The following is a 24,252-nucleotide window of genomic DNA, read 5'->3' on the forward strand; positions in this document are numbered from 1 at the left end:
AACACCCCCGTTAGTTTGCGATCACCTTGCTGCCCTCGGACAGTTTGTCTGTCGGGTTCAGTACAATTTGATCATTGTCTTTGACGCCATTCGTGACAGTTGTCCAGTCGCCGCTTGCGTTCTCTACCGCAACTTCTACCTGGTGTACAACGTTGTCGCTTACGGTATAGATGTAATGCTTGCTGTCCTTCTCCAGTACAGCTGACGTCGGTAATTTTGTTCCTGGCGTTGCCTGACCTTGGAGCATGACTTCTGCTACCATACCTGCGCGCAGCAAGCCGTCCTGATTATTTACCTTCACTTTGACTGGGAAAGAACTGCTGTTGGTATCCGAAATCGGAGAGACAAACTCAACGGTACCTTTCAGCACTTTTCCCCCCAGACTGCCTACCTTCACATCAACAGTAGAGCCTACCTTCACTTGGTTGATTTGGTTTTCCGGTACGCTTGCTTCTACTTTGACATCTGCCATATTCACTAGGACCATGAGAGGTGTCCCCGCCGCTGCCATTTCTCCCGGGTCAACCGAGCGCTTGGCGACGATACCTGTGATTGGCGCACGAATAATGGTATTGTCATAATTGCTTTTCGCCAGCTCCAGATTGGAGCCCAAACGGCTTACTTCTGCTTGCAGAGCCGCTACCGTGTCGGCAGTTGGGCCTGCTTTTGCCAGATCGTATTGAGCTTGCGCTTGTTCAAGACCTGTACGCGCCTTTTCCAATTCCAGCGAAGATTTTTCCAGCTCAGCCTGGGACAATGCGCCTGCATCAAAAAGTGCTTTCATCCGATTGTAGTTGCTCTCGACCACCTTCATGCTGGCTTCTGCCTGGGTGACAATACTCCCAAGCTGTGTCAGCTGCTCATTGCGCGCACCTGCTTTCGTATCTCTCAGCTTTGCCTGAGCGCCTGCAATGGCTGCTTGTGCCTGATTGATCTGCTGCTGATAATCAGCTGCCTCCAGCGTGACCAGTACATCGCCCTGCTTGACGACTGCACCTTCTTTTACTTTCACGCTCGCTGCTTTTCCAGATACTTTAGAAACGACTTGGATCTCTTCAGATGCTGCCACCTTACCGTTGGCGATGACACCCGTAGAGGCAGAGGTCACCTTCCACGTCTTCACGACAGGGACGCTCTCGCTCGTTTGCGATGCAGAAGATGTCTCGCTACAGCCCGCCGTAATAATAGAAACGGCTGCCATGACTGCAGCGATTGTTTTCCATTGTGCTGTCTTTTTCATGCTTGATTACATCTCCTTCACGTGCACTTTGATCTCGGCATTCAATCCGGCCACGAGGTCCAGACCTGCTGTGTCATCTATAGCGATTTTGATCGGGATACGCTGGGTTACTTTGGTGAAGTTCCCGCTCGTGTTGGTCGCTGGCATCAAGGAAAATGTAGAATTCGTCGCCTTTCCGATCTCCATCAAATGACCGCCCAATTTCTTACCTGGGTAAGCGTCAATCGTAAAATCGACTTTTTGGCCGAGTTTCAACCGTTCGATCTCAGTCTCTTCCAAATTGGCGGAGATGTACAATTTGTTTTCGTCCATCACGAGAGCTACCGATTGCCCTGTCGAAACAATCTCTCCCTCTTTTGCTTGCGTTTTAATCACGGTACCTGTAATGGGAGAACGCAACACACTGTTTTCCAACATCGTCGTTGCTACGTTAGTTGTATCTTGCTGCCCTACGATTTGGTCCGCTATAACGGTGTCGCCTTCTTTGACAGCGAGTCCGGTCAGTTTGCCTGTCATTTTGGGCATGACGCGATAAATGTCTCCCGCAATCCGAGCATCTTGTGTGGTCACATAATGTGCACCTTGATACCAATAGTAGTAACCGATTCCTCCACCACCTGCCACGAACAGGAGCAAAATGACATACAAAACCAGTTTTCGCTTCATGGTTTCTCCTCAACTTTCTCGTTCTTCTAGTTTCGCAATCAATGTTTCCATCGACTGAATAATGATGTCTAAATCCTCATCAGAAAATCCATGGAAAATACGCTTGTAAAAGTTCTCTGAGAAAAAATCAACCTTTGCGAACAGCTCCGAAATCTTCGGTGTTTTACGAATCCAGACAACACGCCGGTCATTCTCATCACGTACGCGTTCTACGAGTTGTTCTCGTTCCAAACGATCTATGATGCCAGAAACGGTGCTGTACGATAAGTCTACGGCTTTGCTTATCTGACCGATCGTTTTGGGATCAGGGTGTATTTCTCGAATGACCATTAGCTGCGGGACAGTCACACCATATTGGGACAGTTCTTTTGTGGCCATTGTTCCAAATGTCTTGTTCAACCGTTTTAACAAGTCCCGAATATGCAGTGATTTATTCATAGCGCACTCCTTTCTTAAGTAATATTTCGTACACGAAATTTATCACATGAAAACTATACGATGTTTTTCTATCCGTGGCAACTATTTCTTTAGGTTAAACTTTAATTAGGTAACCTTTTAAAAGCATGCGTTGGGCGGGCTGTCGTGGTGGGGAGGAAACAGGAGAAAACGCTCAGATTCTAGGTCCACCTACTGTGGGATTGACTGTCCAGCTCCATGAAAAAAAGCGAAACCCGCGTCCAAAGTGGTCCATTCATGGGGTGTCTCAGAGGTGGACGCTAAGAGCTTGTTTCTCTTTTTTTCATTGCGCCTCGGGCGGTGTCCCTAAGATCTTCGCTTTTTTCTCCTGTTTCCTCTACGAGCTTTCCGTGTTAAACGGATCTTAAATGCCTTAAAAGATTGATGAATGTGCGCAGTTACGCCAGAGAAGAATATTTCCAGACGTAGCGACTTGTGGAGTCCTACCGAGCGGAGAAGGGATTTGCGGGCAAAAGAAACGCAACGTGCCCACGCGACGAAGCGGCTACCACTTTTGCGTTTCCCCGCAAATCCCTTCGGAGCGGCCACCCCAAGCATCCCCATGGGACGGAGCCTGGAGCCTAGACTGGAAATATTCTTCTCCCCACCGCAGCCTCGTACTAAAATAGAAAAACCGACACCCCCTTTACCCTCAAGGAATTGTCGGCCCATTTTCATGCAAAATAGATGGAGCATCCAGTGCTTCCTCAGGGGTCGTGCGGCGTACGCTTGGTACATTTCGTGGCTCATGCTCAATTTCTGGGAAAGAGTGAACCGTCACGTACATGCTTCCGTTGCTCGCGATCGCCCGGATCAAGACCGGATAGGCGTATTTGTTTTGAAACACAAAATCAGGGCCGTACCAGCTAACGGTTGCATCACGGCCTGGAGGTACGTACGCTACGTTTCGACTGTGAGAATAACGCTGCATAATGTGCAAGCCCGCCTGGTCTACCGCATTGAACAAAGTAGACGATACTTGGCAGATTCCTCCCCCGATGCCTTCCGACAGCTCTCCTCTAACAATAATAGGCGCCTGCAAATACCCTTTTTCTTTTGTACGCTGGCCCACTACCTTATTAAAAGAAAAAATTTCTCCTGGCAAGACAACGTAATTGTTAATCGCCTGCGAGGCGAGTTTGATGTTGTGTACACGATTCCGGTTGCCTGCATTGAAATAAGTCGCATACTGTCCGATCCTTTTTTTCCGAACCTGACTCATGAGAGCCTTGTCTACCTTTGGGAATACCTCTTTGTAGCTAACATTCATGCTTGCGGCTCCCGTACCGTAAAAATAATCGTAAAAGCGTGCGCGAAATGCCAGGTCATCTAACCTTCTTCCCTTGGTTTCTGGAACAATGGCCCCGGCGTTATTAATCGTCGCATTGATGGGCTCGATGTGGGCTTTTTTCGCCACCTCTTCCACCATTCGCGCAAGCTTGCTTTCATCAACCAAAGGAACACCATCAAAGGGAAGAGAATAATCAGCACGATTGAGAATAGCTACCGTCTTGTCCTCCATCTCTATCTGCAAAAAATTCGTCGGGTCGAGGGGATTGATTAACAGTAACAGAGCCAACGTCATAGCAAAACCCATCCGGCTGCTCACCTCCATTCTCCAACAACGATCATCTTCCGTTATTGTAGTATGAGCAGTCGAACAGGTTTCATTCTACGACCTAAATACCATTAGCCCATCTTTGTCAGTCTGCTTACGAGAGCTTGCGAAACAGCCTTTAAACGCTGCTGGTCAACAGCTTCCTGGTACGTGGTGTTTAACTGGTCACGCAGCTCTTTGGCAGCGACAAGATTGGCTGTGGCCTCTTTTATTTTTTGGCTATATCTTACCTTAATATCCAATAATTCTTCTTCATATTTCTCATCGGTTCCTGGGGTAATCGCGCGTTCGTACATATCAATAACCTCATCCGTCTCTTTGCTAGGAAAATACTCATGCGGAGCCGTACTGTCAAAAATAGCGAGGCTCTTCTCAGGTACAATCACCATATCAAGGCTGTGTGGGTCCAAACCACAATGGTACACTTCCACATCAAAACCCCGTGTCTGGGCTTCCTTCACCAGCTTTTTCAGCATGGTTGACTTGCCAGAGCCTGGTCTGCCCTTGATGAAGTAACGTTTCTGCAATTGGTCTGTCAGCTTCATGATATGATCGACTGGTCCCTGTGGAGTGGCAGCCCCCAAGTACATACGCCGAACTTTTGCTTTCTTCTCTAGCTGCTCATCTCTGAAGAATAGCGCGATGACTTCTTCCGTGACGCGATTGGCTTCTTCTCTGTCCAGGTTTTCAATGTAAGGGGCTTCCCACTCATCATGGATGCGCAGTGCTTCGCCAAAAGCCAGATAAGCTTCTTCACTCTTGTTAAAAATCTCTTCGTACCAGGCGGCGATCCGGTCTTTGTCATCCACGAGCTGATCAACGTCTACCATCGCCTGCAAATTGACTTGAATTTCTGTTACGCCAGGGGAAGCTGGTCTCCACATGCGCGGATAGCTCCCGTCCATGATCGCTACTTTATAGTGAGGAAAAATGACACCATCAAACTGTCCGTTCACAAAAGGGGAATGAATCCACTCCACTTCGTTTGTTTTTCGTGCCATTTGATTTCCAATCGACTCGATCAGTGGCGATGTAATTCCTTCCACTGTCCCTGTCAAAATATAAACGCGCTCCAAGCCTTCCAATACGGAGTCATAAAATGTCTTGTATCCTCGCGCAGTATTCCCTGCGGCATATATATGGCGCACTTTGTTCGTCATTGCTTTTCCCTCCTGTACATCTTCTCGCTGCGGTTGAAACGATGTATTGTATGCACAATAGGGGAAATAGGCGTCTGTCTACAAAAAGCCGCTGCAAGCTATTATTCATAGCTCACGGCGGCTTTTTGTCATGCGGGTATTATTTATTCAAATCCGTCATTTTACCAGTCGACATATAAATAATCCATTCGCAGATGTTCGTAACATGATCGGCAATCCGTTCCAAATATTGCGCGACCAAGAGCAAATGCGTTCCTTGCGAAATGGCCTGACTGTTTTTCGTCATCAATTCAATCAGATCATGGAAAATCGTGGAGTACAGTTTATCAACAATGTCGTCGCGTGCGGCAATCTCTTCTGCCGCTTCTTTATTGCGTGCAATATACGCATTTAAGCAATCGCGCACCATAGCCTTGACGTGATCAGCCATCATCGGAATGTCGATGAGGGGTTTCACGTACGGGTCCGCCATCAAGCGTCGGGTCGTCTTCGCAATGGAAACGGCATGATCACCCATTCGCTCCAAATCCGTCACCAGCTTCAACATGGTTCCCAAGCGTCGCAAGTCACCTCCGACTGGCTGCTGCAATGCAATGAGACGGAAGCAATCGCTCTGTATTTCTTGCTCCAACTCATTGATCACAGGATCGCTTGCGATAACCTGTTCAGCCAGTTCAGCATCCCGCTCAACCAGACTCTTAATGGATTTATGAATAGCTTCTTCCACCAATGTGCCCATCGTCATGAGCTTGCGGTGCAGTACATCCTGCTGTTCTTCAAAAGCGTGCCGTGACATTTCCCTCTTCCCCCTTCTAGTGTCTGACATGTCAAATGGTACAAGGCGATTGTATTGTAGAAGTAAAGCTACTATTTTGTTTGTGTAAATGTTTTTGCAGCAGCTTTTTAGGTAAGGGGAAGTGTAACTGAGAAGGTTGTCCCTCTTCCTTCCTTGCTCTCCACACTGATATGTCCGTGCAAATTTTCCACGAGATGCTTCACAATTGCGAGGCCCAAACCTGTTCCACCTGAATCGCGGCTACGCGCCTTGTCTACGCGATAAAACCTTTCAAAGATACGCGTGAGATCCTTTTCCGGAATGCCGATCCCGGTATCCATAACTTGAATGGTGATGTTTTCGCTGTCTGCCTGTGTCTTAACGTTGATTTTTCCACCTTCTGGCGTATAGGCGATCGCATTCGTCAACAGATTCAAGATGATTTGCTGCAAGCAATCCTTATCCGTCATCAACCAAATATCTGGCTTCGGTGAAGGGAGTGTGATCGTCAATTCCTTGCGCTGTGCCTGGTCATGCATGATGGCAACTGCCGAACTGATCAAATCCTGCAAGTGAACCTGACTCAGATGCAAGGGGATTCGCTTCTGCTCGATTTTGGACAGGTCTAAAATATCGCGGATCATCCGGTAGAGTCGCTCGCTCTCATCTGAGATGATTTGCAGGAAGTTGCGACATGTTTCCTCGTCCTGCATCGCCCCTTCAAGCAAGGTCTCCGTGAAGCCCTTGATCGAGGTAATCGGCGTGCGTAGCTCATGCGATACGTTAGCCACAAAATCACTGCGCATCTTCTCCAAGCGGCGAATGTCGGTGATGTCATGCAGCACCACGACTACACCCCTCGACTCCCCCTTGAAGTTAATATAGGGAGCAAAATTCACGTCAAGGATGCGTTCCTGCGGGTAATAGATGTGTACCTCTTGGCGGAACTTCTCGCTTCTGTCGAGACACCTGTCGATGTATTGGCTGAGCCCAAAGCTCTTGCCTGCCTCGATATGCAGCTTCCCTACGATCTCATGTCCAGCAGTTCCCAACAGCTTTTCAACGGCGGGATTGACTAGCATGATCCGACGTTGCTCAGAAATGAAGATCACGCCACTCGTCATATTGGTCAGCACACCTGCTAGGCGCTGCTGATTCTCCGAGATTTCGTACATCTGCTGCTCCAGGCTCGATGCCATGAAGTTGATCGCTCCTGCAAGCTGACCAATCTCATCCTTTGCTTTGATTCTCACACGGCTCTCGTATTGGCGCTGTGTAATGTTACGGGCTACCCGGGTGATCTCCTCGATCGGACGAATAATGGAAAAGGAAATGCGGGAAACGACAATCGATCCGACTACCAAAGTAACCAATAAACCGGTGAGCAAGCTGTACCACATCTTGTGGATCGTATCGGTAATATCTTTCATCGACATCGCTGAACGAACAACACCGAATATTTCGTTGTTCAGTTCAACAGGTACTGCAACGTACATCATGTCATAGCCAAGCGTCTCACTGAAACGGCGGGAAATCCCTGTTTCTCCTTTTAACGCTGCCATCATCTCCGGTCGATCATGATGGTTTTCCATCTCTTCCGAGTGAGAGGAGTTGTCGTACATCACCTGACCGTCCTTGTCGATAATGGTAATCCGTACTTCATCCGTTGGCGCTACTTGTGTGACCCGATCCGCTAACGTCGCTTTATCGGTAAAGACGTTCGGGAAACGGACCGCCTGAGAGATGAGCTTCGACTCGCGGGACAATAGCTCATTCAGTGATTGGAGGTAGGAATTCTCCAGCACTTTGGCAAAATACATCCCCATCACCAATAGTACGAGAGAGATTAAACCCAAAATAGTCAAAGTGAGTTTGATTCGAAAGCGAGTCAAGGTAAATCCTCCGTTATCCTTCCAATTTGTATCCTAATCCGCGAACTGTTTTGATGTATTTCGGGTTCTTCGTGTCATCCTCAAGCTTTTCGCGCAAATGACTGACATGCACGTCTACAATTCGAGAATCCCCGATGAAATCGTAGTTCCAAACAGCGTTCAACAATTGATCGCGCGTCAGTACACGCCCTTGGTGGCTCGCTAAATAGTTAAGCAGCTCGAATTCCTTTGGCGTCAGCTCAACCTTCACGTCTTTACAAAACACTTCGTATTTCTCCGGATAGATGCGAATATCCCCAAATTGGAGCAACACATCTTGAGGCGCTGTAGTCGCTTCTGGTGTGGTCTGAAACCGCCGCAGGATGGCCTTCACGCGGGCAATTACTTCTCTCGGGCTAAAAGGCTTTGTCAAATAATCATCAGCACCAAGCTCAAGCCCCAAAATCTTGTCGAGCTCATCATCTTTCGCTGTAAGCATCAAGATCGGGGTATTATTGCGTTCCTGGCGCAAGGTTTTGCATACATCCATTCCATCCATCTTGGGAAGCATCAAATCAAGAATGATAAAATCAGGCTGCTCGCTCTTGACCATGTCCAAGGCCTGTTTACCGTCAAAAGCAGTCACGACCTGAAAACCTGATTTTTCAAGATTAAATTGCAATAGCTTTACAATGGAAGCTTCGTCATCCACTACTAATACTTTAATCATCTGTCTGTTTCCCCCTAGCGTTGCAATGCTTGCGCTCGATTTTCTAACCTACGTCCCCTGAAAAATGCTTCTCTCTACAATACTCAGTCTGCCAAGGCTCATTGCGGAAAACAAGTAATTTTTTTGTAAAGACATGCTGAAAGGGCATATAGAACTTATTGCTTGGCAATAGTATTCCGCTTTTAGGTAAAGGTATCTACTTTAAAAATCTTAGTTGTCTTCCAGCTATAGTGCTCGGGAGAAGCCCTGCCACATGTTTTCCAGTCGCCTGTATCCTCTCTTCGTTCGGGCGGTCTCCTTCCAAACATGTGACAGTGCTTTCCTACAGCTGTGGATGTATTTCGTGCTTTTAGTACGTTTTGCAAGTCAACACAGCGGAGCTTTTGAAGGCACTTCTTAGATTCTACTTTAAGATAAAGAAAAAGCTGCGTAGAAGAAGCGAATTTCCAGGCCAAGCGCCTCTGGAGCGGACAGTCAATCCCCTTTGCAGGGCGTAGGCCGAAGCGTAGACTGGGAATTCGCTTCTTCCCCCACTAGAGCCACTTTATCAAGCAAAAAAGACGCCTTCCCATAGAAAGGCGTCTTACATGTATGGATCTTATTTCAAAACAGCCATGACGCTGCGTACAGAGTCAGCAGACTTGTCGAGAGCTGCTTTCTCTTCGGCAGTCAAATCCAATTCGATGATTTTCTCGATCCCGTTTGCGCCGAGCAGAGTCGGTACCCCCAGGTAGAGATCGTTGTAGCCGTATTCTCCTTGCAGAAGAGCGATGGATGGCAGAATGCGTTTTTTGTCCTTGATGATGGCTTCAGCCATTTGTACCAAGGAAGCCGCAGGTGCGTAGTAAGCGGAACCGTTCCCCAAAAGGTTTACGATCTCGCCGCCGCCCTTGCGGGTACGCTCTACGATGGCATCCAGACGGTCTTTCGGGATTAATTTTTCCAATGGGATACCACCAGCATAAGAGTAGCGAACCAATGGAACCATGTCATCACCGTGACCACCCAAAACGAAGCCTGTTACGTCTTCTACAGATACGTTCAACTCCATAGCCACGAAGGTACGGAAACGAGCCGTATCCAGAACGCCGGATTGACCGATTACGCGTTCTTTCGGAAAGCCGGACGTTTTGAAGAAGGTGTACGTCATCGCGTCAACTGGGTTGGACAGTACGAGCACGATAGAGTTAGGTGCATATGTTTTTACTTGCTCTGCAACAGATTTCATAATGCCAGCATTGGTGTTAACCAGGTCATCGCGGGACATGCCAGGCTTGCGGGCAATACCTGCTGTGATGATGACGAGATCAGCATCTTTGATGTCTTCATAGTTCGCAGTACCTGTGATGCTTGCATCAAAGCCTAATACTGGTGAGGATTCCATCATGTCGAGCGCTTTACCTTTTGTTGGGTTTTCCAGTTGCGGAATGTCAACCAATACTATGTCGCCCAGCTCTTTTTGCCCCAAAATGAATGCAGTTGTTGCACCAGTGAAGCCACTACCGATAACAGCGATTTTTTTACGGTTGAATGCCATGAACTATTCCCCTCCAAAAATGTAAGTGTAAAAATTTGTACCCAAATCTATCTTACATGTTTTGAATCAGAGCGTCAGCAAACTCGGAGCATTTCAGTTCTTGTGCGCCTTCCATCAAACGAGCGAAATCGTATGTTACTGTTTTCGCGGAGATGGTTTTTTCCATGGAATTGATGATCAGGTCAGCTGCTTCGTTCCAGCCCAGGTGACGCAGCATCATTTCTCCGGACAGGATCACGGAGGATGGGTTTACTTTATCCAAACCAGCGTATTTTGGAGCTGTACCATGAGTTGCTTCGAAGATCGCATGGCCAGTCAGGTAGTTGATGTTTGCACCTGGAGCGATACCGATACCGCCTACTTGTGCAGCCAGTGCGTCAGATACATAGTCACCGTTCAGGTTGAGTGTTGCTACTACATCGTACTCAGCTGGACGAGTCAGGATTTGTTGCAGGAACGCGTCAGCGATAACATCTTTCACGATGATTTTGCCAGCTGCTTCTGCTTCTTTTTGTGCTTTGTCAGCGTCGCCGCCTTCAGCTTTGATGCGATCGTATTGAGCCCAAGTGAACACTTTGTCGCCGTATTCTGCTTCAGCCAGTGCATATCCCCAGCTTTTGAAAGCACCTTCCGTGAACTTCATGATGTTGCCTTTGTGCACGAGGGTAACAGATTTGCGCTTGTTTTCGATCGCGTAGTCGATCGCTGCACGAACCAGACGCTCTGTACCATCTTTGGAAACAGGCTTGATACCGATACCAGAAGTTTCTGGGAAGCGGATTTTCTTCACGCCCATTTCGTTTTGCAGGAAGTCGATTACTTTTTTCACTTCTGGAGTACCTTCAGCCCACTCTACGCCAGCGTAGATGTCTTCAGTGTTCTCGCGGAAGATTACCATGTCAGTCAATTCAGGATGTTTCACTGGGGATGGAACACCATCGAAGTATTGAACAGGACGTACGCAAGCATACAGATCCAGCTCTTGACGCAGTGCTACGTTGATGGAACGGATACCGCCACCTACTGGTGTAGTCAAAGGACCTTTGATTGCGATCAGGTATTCACGAACAGCAGTCAGAGTATCTTCTGGCAGCCACTCGTTGTATTGGTTGAAGGATTTTTCACCTGCGAATACTTCGAACCAAGCGATTTTCTTCTCGCCTTTGTAAGCTTTTTCTACAGCTGCATCCAGAGCGCGAACGGAAGCTTTCCAGATATCAGGGCCAGTACCGTCACCCTCGATGAAAGGAATGATCGGATTGTTTGGAACTACCAATTTACCGTTATCCACAGTAATTTTTTCGCCTACAGTTGGTTGCGTCAGGTTTTTAAACACAAAAAATCCCTCCAGTGTTATATATATTAGGTGATTATGAATATTTCCAGACGTAGGAGAACTACCACTCACTTGTGGTAGTTCTCAAGCTTGCGCTCAGGAGCGATCAGCCTGGCTGACCACCTGCCCTCCACGCTCGAAAATAGCGAGTTCTTAGCGGCGGTCAATCGGAACGTAGTGTTGGTTGACCGGACCGGTGTAATCCGCGCGAGGACGGATCAGGCGATTATTTTCATACTGTTCCATGATGTGTGCCGTCCAACCGGACATACGGCTGATGGCAAAGATCGGTGTGAACAGGTCTGTTTCAAGACCGAGTGAGATGTAAACAGATGCGGAGTAGAAGTCAACGTTTGGCTTCAAGCCTTTTTCGCCGGAAATCATTTCATCGATCTTCACAGACATCTCATACAGCTCAGGGCGACCGATTTGCGCGGTCAGTGCTTTGGACATGTCTTTCAGCCATTTCGCACGTGGGTCACCGTCTTTGTATACACGGTGTCCGAAGCCCATGATTTTTTCCTTGTTATCCAGCTTGGTGCGGATATAGGATTCTACGTTAGCCATTCCGCCGATTTCGTTCAGCATTTTCGCTACTGCTTCATTAGCGCCGCCATGCAGAGGGCCTTTGAGCGTACCGATTGCGGACACGATACCGGAATAAATGTCAGTCAGAGTCGCAACAGATACGCGAGCAGAGAATGTAGATGCATTAAACTCATGGTCAGCATGCAGGATCAGAGCAACGTCAAATGCTTTAACAGCCGTTTCTGTTGGCTCTTGGCCTGTGAGCATGTAGAGGAAGTTTTGTGCAATCGTGAAATCTGCACGTGGAGCTACTGGCTCCAGACCTTTACGCATACGCTCGTAAGCAGCGATCAAGGTAGGAGTTTGTGCCATCAGACGGATAGATTTCCGATAGTTGGCTTCAGGAGACATATCTTGCGCTTCTGTGTCGTAGAGCGCTAGCGAAGAGACAGCTGTGCGCAACGCCGCCATTGGGTGTACGCCTTTTGGATAGTGGCGAATGCTTTCCAGCACTTCTTGGGCCACTGCTGCATTTTCACCCAATTGTTTTTTCAAAGCGTCTAGCTGATCACGCTTCGGTAACGCTCCATGCCAGAGCAAATATACAACCTCTTCAAAAGTTGCATGTTCTGCCAGCTCATCGATGTTGATCCCGCCATAGCAAAGAACCCCATCGACGATCGAACAGATGGATGATTGAGCGGCAACAACGCCTTCAAGTCCACGAGTAGTTGTCATAGAACTCCCTCTCCTTTTCCACTCAAGTAGTAGTGCTTATCTAGTCTTCGCTTGTCCGCCATGACTGATAAACGACCTGATCACGTTCAAAAAAGACGACTCTTTTTGAACATCCTATCTATGCAATTGTAAGCAGCGGTTTCTTTCATCCACCACTCTTGACAGGGAATGTATCCACGCAAATCCTCACAAGGTCGTACATGAAAATGACGCTCGTGTAAGGGGAGAGGCGAGAGAAAAGAATCCACTAAGACGACCCAATTATAAAAGATTATTGCGATTTTGTGAATAAGGTTGGCGAAAAAATGTTTCGAAGGGTGAAACGGAGTTTTGTTTTTTCGCGATTCTTGCTCCACCTATCAGGCATGCTGCATAATAGAAACATCAGTAATTTGTTCGCACTTTCGCGGCGGAAAGGAGAAATCGTTTGAATCAGGAAAACTGGGTAGAGCGCCTCTTTCAAATCATTCGCTTGTTATGGGTTTGTCTACTTGTCTATGTGGGGATTTGGGTATTCCAACATGCAACACCCTTACTGTACCCATTTATAATCGCTTTAATCATTGCGCTCGTCATCAACAAACCAGTTACGTTCATGACTAGAAAGTTCAGGATTCCACGCTGGCTTTCTGTCATTATCGCGCTCTTGGTTTTGATGTTGCTCGCGGGCGGAGTGGTCACACTGATTATCACGGAAACGGTCGTGGAAATCGGAGAGCTTGCCAAACGTTTACCAGTCGTTTCACAGGAGCTAGCCCATTATTTGCAAAATACGATTTCTCAAGACTTCTTGATGGGCATTTACAATCAGATTCAGTGGTTTTACGATCAGCTCGATCCAAGTTATAAGGATAAGCTTACCAGTACGGTAGGCAGTGCGATCTCGACTATCACGAATGTCGGACAGGACTTGATCGTCAAATTCCTGGATGGATTGAAAAACCTGCTTGTCTCACTCCCGAATATGGCAACAGTTTCCGTCATTTCCATCATGGGTGCCTTCTTTATCTCCAAAGATTTTGCTCTCTGGGAAGCGCGGGCTCGCCGTCTTTTGCCAAAAGGGGTAAACAGCCGTCTCGATCAGATTTTTATCGATTTGCGCAATGCCTTGTTCGGATTCGTCAAGGCGCAGCTGACTCTCATCTCCTTAACTGCTGCCATCGTGATTATTGGTCTGTTGTTCATGCGTGTCGAATACGCAATTACGATTGGCTTGATCACGGGCTTGGTCGATCTCTTGCCTTATCTTGGAACCGGGACCGTCTTCGTTCCTTGGATCATCTACATGTTTTTCAAAGGCAATTACTCGATGGTGATCGGCTTGTCCATTTTGTACGGGATCGTCTTGATTTTCCGGCAAATTATCGAGCCAAAAGTCGTTGCGGAAAACGTCGGGCTCGATCCTCTCCTCACGCTGGTCGCACTGTTTGTCGGCCTCCAGCTGTTCGGATTCTTGGGCTTGATCATCGGACCTGTTTCACTCGTCATGATCAATGCTTTGGTAAAAGCCAACGTCTTCGAAGATGTATGGGGCTACATCCGTGGAAAGAAAACCTGACCCAATGTAATAAAGAACCGCTTGCGAGCAGCATGTCACACAGCTCGTAGCGGTTCTTTTTTATAGGGAATAGCTGTATTAGCGGCGAAAAAACAATTGAACACGACCAGACGAGATGAGGTTCCACAACCAGCGCTTCAACAGATGACGAATAATCATCCGTGTGTACGGAATGAGGAAGACCAGTCCAATCACATCCGTGACGAATCCAGGCAACAAGAGCAAAATGCCACCGATCAAGATCAAAACACCATCGATGAGCGAATCCGTAGGCATTTGCCCACGCGCCAACTGGTGTTGGACCATCCGGAATACTTGCATCCCCTGCTGCCTCGCTAGCCAAGCTCCCAAGATCCCCGTGAGAATGACCAGCACGACTGTATTCCAACCACCGATCCACGATCCAATGGTAATAAGCCCCCAAAGCTCTAATCCAAACGCGACGACAAACAGAATGGCAAAAAAACGGAACATGTCTATTCCCCTCCTTTATGCTGGGAATCCAACCAATCATAGATGTCAGGCTCCGCTCGCGACAAGCGAATCGGCCTCAAAGCTGTGTTGGTAAATACATGCATCGTCTCTCCTGACACCAACAACTGTTGGTCAGGCCATCTAACAATCTCGTAAGAAAAAGTGAGACGGACAGGACTGATCTCTTTTACACGTGTCCGTATTTCTACCTCATCGTCATAGCGGGCGGGCTGTTTGTAAGAGATGTTCGCATCTGTGACAGGCAAAAGTACGCCTTTTTCCTCAAGTTCACGATAGGTGATCCCCGCATAGCGAATCAATTCTGTTCTTCCTACTTCAAACCAGTTCAAGTAATTCGTATGGTAGACCACACCCATCTGATCGGTTTCGCCATAGCGGACGCGCAATCGATGGGAATGAATAATGGGAGTCATTTTGGAATCGCTCCTTTCTCTATACGATGATTGTACCATAGAAGGACCAGAAAATACGTTGCTGTTGTGGTGGGGAGGAAACAGGAGAAAACGCTCAGATTCTTGTCCCACCCGCTGAAGGATTCACTGCCCGCCTCCATGCAAAAAGCGAAACCGCGTCCAAAGTGATCCACTCAGGATGTATTTCAGAGGTGGACGCTTAAGAGCGTGTTTCGCTTTTTGCATTACGTCTCGGTCGGTGTACCAAAGATCTTCGCTTTTTTCTCCTGTTTCCTCTACGAGCTTTCCATGTTCTCCGTGGTTTAAAATCCTTAAAAGAATGAAGAATCTAGTTCAGTTACGCCAGAGAAGAATATTTCCAGGCGTAGCGACTTGTGGAGTCCTACCGAGCGGAGAAGGAATGAGCGGGAAATAGAAACGCAACGTGCCCGGACTACGAAGCAGCTACCACTTTTGCGTTTCCCCGCGAATCCCTTCGGAGCGGGCAGTCTTGACCCCCAGCAGGACGGAGCCTGGAGCCTAGACTGGAAATATTCTTCTCTCCACTACAGAAACATAAAAAACAGAGGCAGACTGACTTTTTCAGTCTACCTCTGCCTCTTATTTATTCAAATCGCTTAACGAATCGGGCAAGCTCCGCCTTCGCAAGATTCAGCCGTGGACAGATCAGCCTCGCCGCCAGTTTCATACTGCTGCAAAATCGCAGGATCAAATGGCTTCATGGACTGCTTTAATGCCTCATACTGTTCTTTGGTGCACTCTTCATATGGAGCCAATTGGTAGTTTCCTCCATCCAATTGCAAGAAGGATACACCTACGAAATTATCCCAGTTATCGTAAACGATGTCTTCTACTTCTACCCACTCTTCCTTGCGAACCGTAATGGTGTTCGAAGAGTTGTGCTCGGTATATTCTTTCTGGAAACGGAAGTACGTATCGAATTGGCGTTTTGCACTTACTTCGTTCTTCGTTTCTTCTGCGCCCGATGCTACAGGGAAATCGATTACGAGTGTACGTGCATTTGCCATGCGCTCTTCATACGTTTCGCCTGGTGTTCCTACCTCTGGGTTGACTGTCCAGCCGAGAGTTTGTACCGCTTTTGCTAATGGATCCTCAGCATTGATGCGAATGCGGCGGATGTAGTATGGCGAATGGGACCAGTGCAGACCGCTGGAGACACCACCAGCTACCTGAGACAGCGTACCTTCCGGCTTCACTGTCGTTACCAAGAGTGGAGAGTTCACACGCAGCTCATACGCATAACGGTTCGCCTCGTCACGAGCAGCATCGCCCAGCTGACGAAGGAGTTCGAGCTCTTGCTCTTCTGTATAGCCCAGGGATGCCAACGCATCCTTCACACCAGTAAGGGAAGTTCCGAGCAAACGGTCACGCTGTTGAACAGTATCCCAATGTGGCAGTTCCAACGTAACCAGCGTCATGCGCAGACCGGCACGAGCAGATTTGCGTTGTGCTTCCAGCAAGCCATCGAGATCCAGATACTTGGAGCCACCCTCGTGATCCTTCACGAATTCAACCAAATTGACTGTCGTCAGGTTGCAGACGCCATAAGAATCGAGCAGGATTTCTGCACAAGGGTTCAAGCCCTCTGCATTTGGACGACGACGGTTTGCTTCTTCCAAGTTGATGAAGCCTGGTTCGCCTTCCAATTGCATCAAGGTGAACACGAGGTTCAAGAATGACTTGGTCGGTTGTTTAGTAAAGGCGATGGAGTTGTTGGACATACGGCGGTGATCCAGACCGCTGCGTCCGTCTCCTACATTTTGGATGCTGTCAAACCATACAGGCTTGTGTTCTCCCAACAACTCGCCTACACGACGGTGATGGTTCAGCTGATCCTCAGTCCAGAAGCCGTTGATGCCGTATTTCGCCAGCATGCACTCGTAGTCATCGTGATCGAACAGGAAAATTTCCGCTGTACGGCGCACGCCACCTACTACGACGTTTGCTCCGATGAGGTTTCCGATGTCGAGAATATGTATCGGACGGATTTTGCCGTATCCTTTTTCATCACTCTCGATGGATGCCAAATGCTGGTCGATTTGGTTTTTCAACACTTTATCGATTCCTTCAAACATTTCGCGAAGCGGCTCATGACCACTAGCAGTACCACCAAAACGCTTCAGTCGCTCGCCTTTCGGACGCACGCTGTTATAAGAGATTTTCACGGTGTGAATGTGTTCGTAAGTGGAATCTGTCAAAATTTGCAAGTAGAGACGGAGGGATTCTACCCAGCCTTCTTTACTGTCGCCCACATAAATTTTGGCAAAGCCGTTATCCAGTACATTCAGCTCAGAACGCTCCAGGCGTTGATGCTTTGGCAGCGGTCTGTATTCAGAAGAAAGCAGGGAAACATTCGTGCGAATCGGGCCCAGTCCAGCAGCCATTTCCTTCGTGCATTTGAAACCTACGCCAGTTCCTACCAAGAGAAGGTAGAACAAATCGCCCAAGTCATCCCAAGACTTGATGTTTAGGAAGGAGCAGTTGAAGTTCGCCAACGGATACAAATCCGCTACGCCGTTGTCTGCACCACCAACCCACAAGGTACGGCCAGACAAAAACTGGCGAAGGTTGAACATGTTGTCAAACAATCCTTCAGCCTCTTTTTCCATTGCGCGAGAATCGGCGTACAATCCGATTTTGTTCAAATGCTGATAAGCCAGCTTAATATTGTAATCCACCGAGCGGCGGCAAGTTTCTTTCCACGTTTCGCGTCTTCCTTTTTCCGGAACAAAGCGAGAATAAGTACGGTAGTAAACGAATTGTCCCAGAGGACTCATATGAATCGGAAAATCAGGATATTGATTTAAGAATTCATCCCGCAAAAATTGAGTTCGGGATACGGTTTCGGTCGCCAGCATATCGTTCCTCCTTCGAATCTTTCCTCTCTAGTTTAACTATCTTCATCTGTAAAACTCAATAGCTTTACCTATATATTGTGCGAAATAATTTTCGACAATACTAGATGTTGTGTTTGCTCTAAAAAAAACACTTGACACAAAATCCCGAACATTGGACGTACAGAAGAACCGTTTTATGTTCAGCCTTTTCCTGGCAGCGAGCGCTACAACACCCATTCTGTCATGATTTGGAAACTACGAACGTATGGATTTAATCCGTCCTGACACAAAGCCACCGACCGATTTTAACAGATTCCCACTCGCTTTGCACCACCTAATAATCACCGTTATCTGGTAAAACTTATCAGGTAGTTCGTCGGCTAATCCTTTTTGCACCAAGCCAAAAAAGGGTGACGCTTGGTCACCCTTCAGAGGCATTCTCTATTAAAGATGGATAGTATTACCTACAGAATCCGGGCATGTCCTGAGTAAATATGCCCACGTTCAGAATCCACCGTTACGATTTGTCCGTCCTTCAATACATCCGTAGCAAATTGCACTCCTACGATGACTGGAACGCCGAGATTCAAGCCTACGATGGCTGCGTGAGAGGTAAGTCCCCCCTCTTCGCAAATCACCGCTCCAGCCTTGCCAAACGCTTCAATCATATCGGAGTCCGTACCGATGGTTACCAGAATTGCTCCTTCTTCTACCTTTGCCAGCGCTTCTTCAGCAGATCTAGCAATAATTACCTTGTTTGTGACAACTTTTCGGCCGATTCCTTGTCCTTTTGCTACCACATCGCCAATGACATGGATTTTCATCAGGTTCGTTGTCCCAACTTCACGCACAGGTACACCTGCTGTGATCACAACGAGATCGCCATGACGGACGAAGCCTGCATCAAGCGCCTCCTGGACAGACATCTCCAGCATTTCATCCGTTGTATTCGCCATTTCGCCCTTCACCGGATACACGCCATTTACGAGTGCAAGACGGCGAATAATCGCTTCATGCGGCGTTACAGCCACGATTGGTGCTTTTGGACGGAACTTTGATACCATGCGAGCTGTATGTCCGCTTTCGGTCGCAGTAATGATTGCCGCTGCGTCCAGATCCAGTGCTGCATTGGATACAGCTTGGCTGATGGCATCTGTAATCGTCACTTGTTTGAGCTGTGCTTGTGCGTACAAGATCTCGCGATAATTCAGCTCTTGCTCTGCACGTACAGCAATGCGCACCATGGTCTCGACAGACTCAACCGGGTATTTACCGGCAGCCGTCTCTCCAGAGAGCATGATTGCGTCTGTACCATCGAAAATGGCATTCGCAACGTCACTTGCTTCCGCACGTGTCGGGCGCGGGTTGCGTTGCATGGAATCAAGCATTTGTGTCGCCGTAATGACTGGCTTCGCAAGCTCGTTACACTTCTTGATCAGCTTCTTCTGAACAAGTGGTACTTCTTCTGCCGGAATCTCTACGCCCAAATCACCGCGCGCAACCATGATTCCATCTGTTACTACCAGAATTTCGTCTACGTTATCGACGCCTTCCTGGTTTTCGATTTTCGCGATAATATCGATACGCACGTTATGGCGCTCCAGGATTTTGCGAATCTCCAAGATATCCGATGCTTTTCGGACGAAGGAAGCCGCAATGAAATCGACTCCTTGTTCAATACCGAATTCGATATCCTGTGCATCCTTTTCTGTGATACCTGGCAAGTTGATTTTGACTCCCGGAACATTGACGCCTTTTTTGCTCTTCAGTGTTCCACCGTTTTTAATCAAGCAGATGATTTCAGTGTCCCGTACTTCTTGTACAGTCAACCCGATCAAGCCGTCGTCGATCAAGATTGTATCGCCGATTTTTACATCTCGAGGCAATTCCGGATACGTAATGGAGACGCGCTCTGCAGTACCCGCTACTTCCTCGATAGTGAGGATCAACGTATTTCCTTCTACGAGCTCGACTGCATCTACTGCAAGCGTACCCGTGCGAATTTCAGGACCTTTTGTATCCAACAGGATTGCAACAGGTTTTCCGGTTTCTTTTGATGCCTGACGAATGTTTACAATTCGCGCCGCATGCTCCTCATGGGAACCGTGCGAGAAATTCAAACGCGCTACGTTCATTCCTGCTTCGATCAGTTTTTTCAGTGTTTCAACCGATTCACTTGCCGGTCCGATGGTACATACGATTTTTGCTTTCCTTAACATAGGATGTAAGCCTCCTCTACACTCCGAAAACTGTCAGTTTTATATAGATAGCGTGCGCGCCAATTGATAAATAGATAAATCCAATTGATGCTTTGTCACCAATGCTTCTTGAAAATCGACATCAACGATCTGGTTGTTCTGAATCCCAACCATTCGGTCCTGCTTGCCTTCCAGCAACAAATCGACAGCTGCTGCACCCATTCGGCTCGCAAGCATTCGGTCCATCGCAGTAGGGGAACCACCGCGCTGGATATGACCCAGTACCGTTACGCGAGTCTCCCAGCCTGTCTCTTTCGTAATCGCTTCGGCATAAGAAGCGGCACTTCCTACCCCTTCCGCCACAATGATGATGGAATGCTTTTTGCCACGGCGTTGTCCAGCATGCAGACGCTCAATAATATCGTCCATCTCCTGCGACGCTTCCGGGATAATAATGGACTCGGCACCAGCTGCAAGCCCTGCCCACAATGCCAGGTCGCCAGCATCTCGCCCCATCACTTCAATAATGTACGTGCGTTCATGCGAGGTGGCCGTATCGCGGATTTTATCGATCGCTTCCACAACGGTATTCAATGCCGTATCAAACCCAATTGTGAAATCGGTGCACGGAATATCATTATCAATCGTACCCGGTACACCAATGGTCGGGAAGCCTTTTTCGGTCAGCTTCTGTGCACCGCGAAACGACCCGTCTCCCCCAATCACAATCAGACCCTCAATTCCATGAACACGTAATTGCTCCACTGCTTTTTGCTGTCCGGCTTCCGTCTTGAACGCTTCACTGCGAGCGGAGTAGAGAATGGTTCCTCCCCGTTGGATAATATCCCCAACAGAGCCCAGAGACATCTCCTTGATATCTCCCCTCATCAGCCCTTCGTATCCGTGGTAAACCCCAAACATTTGTACCTCGTGAAAATGAGCACGACGCACTGCCGCCCGGACTGCGGCATTCATTCCAGGAGAATCTCCACCGCTAGTGAGAACTGCAAGTTTCCGCATGGAATCCACCTCTCCAATCGTTTCGTCTTTAGCATGTCATTTAACGGAAACAGTATGTACCATACTTTGTATGAAACATGCTGTATCACTCAATTCCTCATATCTGTTATACAATCAAAAGATATGTGCCATACTTTTTGAAAGCTCTGATAACTCTTTCATTCGACTTCGATTGTAGCAGATTTTCCTCGGAGAAAAAAGAAAAAAACGCCCCCTGTTTCTTACAGGGAGGCGAATTCTCCGATCTGTTTAAACTTCTCGTAGCGGTCCTGTATCAATTCATCTGGAGTTAAACGGCCCAGCTGTTCTAGTTGTTCCGTGATGACCGCCTTGACCATCCCTGCCTGCGCGATCAAATCACGATGGGCTCCTCCGAATGGTTCATCAATAATTCCGTCAATGACTCCTAATTCCAACAAATCAGGTGCCGTAATTTTCATCGTCTCCGCCGCACGCATGCCCAAGCTGGAATCTCTCCAGAGAATCGCAGCGGCACTCTCCGGTGCAATCACGGAGTAATAGGAATTCTCCAACATATAGATGCGGTTACCTACGCTGATCGCCAAGGCTCCACCGCTTCCGCCTTCCCCGATTACGATACAAATAATCGGCACGCCAAATGTCGCCATTTCACGCAGATTGCGGGCAATCGCTTCGCTCTGACCGCGTTCTTCTGCCGCTTTTCCAGGATATGCCCCTGATGTATTGATAAAGCAGATGATCGGTCGACCGAACTTGTCCGCCTGCTGCATAATACGCAAGGCCTTTCGATAGCCCTCTGGGTGAGCCATCCCGAAGTTGCGCTTGATGTTGTCTTTTGTGTCTTTCCCTTTTTGGTGACCGATGACCGTAACCGGGCGCCCATCCAGCTTGGCAATTCCACCCACAATAGAATGGTCATCTCCGAACAAACGGTCTCCATGAACCTCGATAAAATCGGTAAAAAGTAGTTGTATATAGTCCAAAGTCGTTGGCCGTTCCGGATGACGAGCCAGCTGCACGCGTTGCCATGGAGTCAAATTGCCATAAATTTGCGCAGCAAGCTCTTTTGATTTTTGTTCGAGACGCTGTATTTCGTCAGAGAAATCAATTCCCTTTTCCTCAGTAAAACGGCGCAATTCCTTAATCTTATCTTGTAATTCTACTAATGGCTTTTCAAAGGAGAGCTCGCCTGCCATGTTTCTACTCCTTCCCGAGACGTGTGCATCTCTACCAGTTTGGACAGCGTATTTCGCATATCCTTACGGTGTACCACCATATCGAGTTGCCCGTTCTTTAACAAGAATTCCGCTGTTTGGAAGTCTTTTGGCAACTCCTGACGGATCGTTTGCTCAATGACTCGACGCCCAGCAAAACCGATCATAGCTCCTGGTTCTGCGATATTGTAATCTCCCAACGAAGAAAAGCTGGCTGATACGCCACCATATGTAGGATTCGTCATGACCGAGACAAACAGCAAGCGTTCGCGATCCAATCGAGACAACGCTGCGCTGGTTTTCGCCATTTGCATCAGGCTCAAAACACCTTCTTGCATGCGTGCTCCACCAGATGCACTGAACAGAATGAAAGGCAAACGCCGTTCGATCGCTTGCTCAATTGCGCGCGTGATTTTTTCCCCGACGACCGATCCCATACTCGCCATACGGAAACGAGAATCCATGACCCCAATCACGATGCGGTTTCCACTTAGGAGACCTTCTCCTGTAATGATCGCCTCGTTCAAATTGGTGTTGGCCTTATCTTGCTCCAGTTTTTCCAAATAGCCAGGAAAACCGAGTGGATTGGCTGTAATCAAATTGGCATCAAATTCTTCTGTCAGAACCCCATCATCCAGAAGCGCTTGCAGACGCTCTGGAGCGGACATGGAGTAGTGGAACTGACAGCCTTTGCAGACGCGCAAGTTCTTCTCCAAATCCTTCGAGTAGTGAATCGTCCCACAATGTGGGCATTTATTCATCAATCCCTCAGGGACTTCCTTTTCTTTCGTACCCGCTTCCTTGCTAGTGTCGGTGGAAGCAGGGACACGTGCTAGTGTCTCTGAAGGAACTGTAGCGAATTTGCGCTTTTTCCCAAAAAGATCTTTAAGCACAGGTACACCCACCTTTCTCATCAGTGAAGGATCGTGCCGAGTACATCTCGGACTTCATTTAGTTCGCTCTCCGGCACGAGAATCTCGTATTGCTTCGAGACCTTACCTTCGCGAACCTTTACCAAAAACCCTTCATCTGTCAAACGTTGCTGTATCCGTTCTGCAATTCTAGCGCTAGGAGCGATGTAGATGACCGTCCACATGCTGGCTTCCCCCTCAATCGTCCAATACAGGTCTGCATCATCATATCACAGCGCCAACGCCCCTCGCAAATTGGGGGAAAACTAAAGCTTGCTGTTCTCCAAATGCTTTTTCATTCTCTCTAATGCGACGTTCACATCGCCTTCGCGAATGGCTTCCATAATCTGTCGATGCTCTACGAGTGCTGCACTCGCTCTACCTTCGCGCGACAGTGATTCAATTCGAATACTGTTGCTGTACTCAACCAAAGGCGTCCAGATGCGATGCAGAATCGAGTTGCGGCTGGAGCGACATATGACGCGATGAAACTGATAGTCTTCCTCCGCAGGTACCTCGCCTCTTGCTACTCTTTCCTCTGCAATGGCCAGGATGCGTTCCATTTCATCAAAATGCTTGTCAGTCGCCCGTCTACAGGCTAAGCGGACAGCATCCAGCTCTAGCATTCGGCGCATTTCGATCAAGTCCTTCTTGGTTTTGGTATCCCGTAGGATAAAAAAGCCAAGAATATCGATCAGCCTATTGTGCCGGTAATGCTTGAGGAAGGTGCCTTCCCCGCGTCGGGTCTCAATGAGTCCGAGCAACTCCAGAGCCCGAAGAGCCTCGCGTACAGAAGAACGACCTGCTCCCAGTTGCTCGGACAGCTCTCGCTCAGACGGCAGCTTGTCCCCGGGCCGCAAGTTTTGCTCCTGGATGATTTCATGAAGTTGCAGGAGAATTCCTTCGTAAACCTTTCGATCTTGGGAAGAGTCGAGCACGATTATCCTC

21 protein-coding genes are annotated in these 24,252 nt (G+C 48.1%); 1 reads left to right on the forward strand and 20 read right to left on the reverse strand.

What is annotated here, in order from left to right; translation table 11 throughout:
• Window positions 1-10: 10 nt before the first annotated feature.
• The 11 genes from POF51_RS19590 to citZ form a co-directional block, all read right to left on the reverse strand.
• Window positions 11-1,240, reverse strand: coding sequence for an efflux RND transporter periplasmic adaptor subunit (locus tag POF51_RS19590; RefSeq protein WP_271755936.1), 1,230 nt, complete (start codon window positions 1,238-1,240; stop codon window positions 11-13).
• Window positions 1,241-1,246: 6 nt separating this feature from the next.
• Window positions 1,247-1,906: an HlyD family secretion protein gene (locus POF51_RS19595; RefSeq protein WP_069846040.1), complete on the reverse strand. Its 660-nt coding sequence runs from the start codon at window positions 1,904-1,906 to the stop codon at window positions 1,247-1,249.
• 9 nt (window positions 1,907-1,915) lie between these two features.
• A complete protein-coding gene (locus POF51_RS19600) occupies window positions 1,916-2,344 on the reverse strand; it encodes a MarR family winged helix-turn-helix transcriptional regulator (protein WP_012685124.1) in 429 nt (142 codons plus the stop codon).
• 670 nt (window positions 2,345-3,014) lie between these two features.
• Complete coding sequence (locus POF51_RS19605) at window positions 3,015-3,959, reverse strand: VanW family protein (protein ID WP_069846044.1); 945 nt, start codon at window positions 3,957-3,959, stop codon at window positions 3,015-3,017.
• A 92-nt stretch (window positions 3,960-4,051) separates the two neighbouring features.
• Window positions 4,052-5,140, reverse strand: coding sequence for a PRK06851 family protein (locus tag POF51_RS19610; RefSeq protein WP_069846047.1), 1,089 nt, complete (start codon window positions 5,138-5,140; stop codon window positions 4,052-4,054).
• A gap of 139 nt (window positions 5,141-5,279) precedes the next feature.
• Window positions 5,280-5,936, reverse strand: coding sequence for a phosphate signaling complex protein PhoU (gene phoU, locus POF51_RS19615; RefSeq protein ID WP_007725330.1), 657 nt, complete (start codon window positions 5,934-5,936; stop codon window positions 5,280-5,282).
• A 107-nt stretch (window positions 5,937-6,043) separates the two neighbouring features.
• Entirely contained in the window at window positions 6,044-7,807 is a 1,764-nt protein-coding gene (gene pnpS, locus POF51_RS19620) for a two-component system histidine kinase PnpS (protein WP_069846050.1), read from the reverse strand.
• Window positions 7,808-7,820: 13 nt separating this feature from the next.
• Window positions 7,821-8,516: a response regulator transcription factor gene (locus POF51_RS19625; protein WP_017250759.1), complete on the reverse strand. Its 696-nt coding sequence runs from the start codon at window positions 8,514-8,516 to the stop codon at window positions 7,821-7,823.
• A 598-nt stretch (window positions 8,517-9,114) separates the two neighbouring features.
• Window positions 9,115-10,053: a malate dehydrogenase gene (mdh, locus tag POF51_RS19630; RefSeq protein ID WP_017250758.1), complete on the reverse strand. Its 939-nt coding sequence runs from the start codon at window positions 10,051-10,053 to the stop codon at window positions 9,115-9,117.
• Window positions 10,054-10,105: 52 nt separating this feature from the next.
• A complete protein-coding gene (gene icd / locus POF51_RS19635) occupies window positions 10,106-11,389 on the reverse strand; it encodes an NADP-dependent isocitrate dehydrogenase (RefSeq protein ID WP_017250757.1) in 1,284 nt (427 codons plus the stop codon).
• Between the two features lie 153 nt (window positions 11,390-11,542).
• Entirely contained in the window at window positions 11,543-12,655 is a 1,113-nt protein-coding gene (citZ, locus tag POF51_RS19640) for a citrate synthase (protein WP_017250756.1), read from the reverse strand.
• Between the two features lie 427 nt (window positions 12,656-13,082).
• Here citZ and ytvI point away from each other — a divergent pair, with 427 nt between their 5' ends.
• Window positions 13,083-14,213 (forward strand): sporulation integral membrane protein YtvI, encoded by a 1,131-nt coding sequence (gene ytvI / locus POF51_RS19645; RefSeq protein ID WP_069846052.1) that lies wholly within the window; start codon window positions 13,083-13,085, stop codon window positions 14,211-14,213.
• A 78-nt stretch (window positions 14,214-14,291) separates the two neighbouring features.
• Here the strand turns inward: ytvI and POF51_RS19650 are convergent, their stop codons facing one another.
• From POF51_RS19650 to POF51_RS19690, 9 genes are all read right to left on the reverse strand, one after another.
• Window positions 14,292-14,687, reverse strand: coding sequence for an FxsA family protein (locus POF51_RS19650; RefSeq protein ID WP_069846055.1), 396 nt, complete (start codon window positions 14,685-14,687; stop codon window positions 14,292-14,294).
• A 2-nt stretch (window positions 14,688-14,689) separates the two neighbouring features.
• Entirely contained in the window at window positions 14,690-15,121 is a 432-nt protein-coding gene (locus POF51_RS19655) for an acyl-CoA thioesterase (protein ID WP_069846058.1), read from the reverse strand.
• Window positions 15,122-15,738: 617 nt separating this feature from the next.
• Window positions 15,739-18,000 (reverse strand): ribonucleoside-triphosphate reductase, adenosylcobalamin-dependent, encoded by a 2,262-nt coding sequence (gene nrdJ, locus POF51_RS19660; RefSeq protein WP_069846061.1) that lies wholly within the window; start codon window positions 17,998-18,000, stop codon window positions 15,739-15,741.
• Between the two features lie 443 nt (window positions 18,001-18,443).
• Window positions 18,444-20,198, reverse strand: coding sequence for a pyruvate kinase (pyk, locus tag POF51_RS19665; protein ID WP_017250750.1), 1,755 nt, complete (start codon window positions 20,196-20,198; stop codon window positions 18,444-18,446).
• Between the two features lie 39 nt (window positions 20,199-20,237).
• The gene (gene pfkA / locus POF51_RS19670) at window positions 20,238-21,197 is read right to left on the reverse strand and encodes a 6-phosphofructokinase (RefSeq protein ID WP_106832810.1); all 960 of its coding nucleotides are present in this window, start codon (window positions 21,195-21,197) and stop codon (window positions 20,238-20,240) included.
• A gap of 221 nt (window positions 21,198-21,418) precedes the next feature.
• Complete coding sequence (gene accA, locus POF51_RS19675; RefSeq protein WP_069846066.1) at window positions 21,419-22,375, reverse strand: acetyl-CoA carboxylase carboxyl transferase subunit alpha; 957 nt, start codon at window positions 22,373-22,375, stop codon at window positions 21,419-21,421.
• Window positions 22,342-23,286, reverse strand: coding sequence for an acetyl-CoA carboxylase, carboxyltransferase subunit beta (gene accD, locus POF51_RS19680; RefSeq protein WP_069846068.1), 945 nt, complete (start codon window positions 23,284-23,286; stop codon window positions 22,342-22,344). The genes accA and accD overlap by 34 nt, the downstream gene beginning before the upstream one ends.
• Window positions 23,287-23,306: 20 nt before the next feature.
• The gene (locus POF51_RS19685; protein ID WP_007725347.1) at window positions 23,307-23,489 is read right to left on the reverse strand and encodes a hypothetical protein; all 183 of its coding nucleotides are present in this window, start codon (window positions 23,487-23,489) and stop codon (window positions 23,307-23,309) included.
• 81 nt (window positions 23,490-23,570) lie between these two features.
• A complete protein-coding gene (locus POF51_RS19690) occupies window positions 23,571-24,242 on the reverse strand; it encodes a FadR/GntR family transcriptional regulator (protein ID WP_012685105.1) in 672 nt (223 codons plus the stop codon).
• Window positions 24,243-24,252 lie beyond the last annotated feature (10 nt).

Source organism: Brevibacillus sp. AG, from assembly GCF_028369215.1.
GTDB lineage: Bacteria > Bacillota > Bacilli > Brevibacillales > Brevibacillaceae > Brevibacillus > Brevibacillus porteri.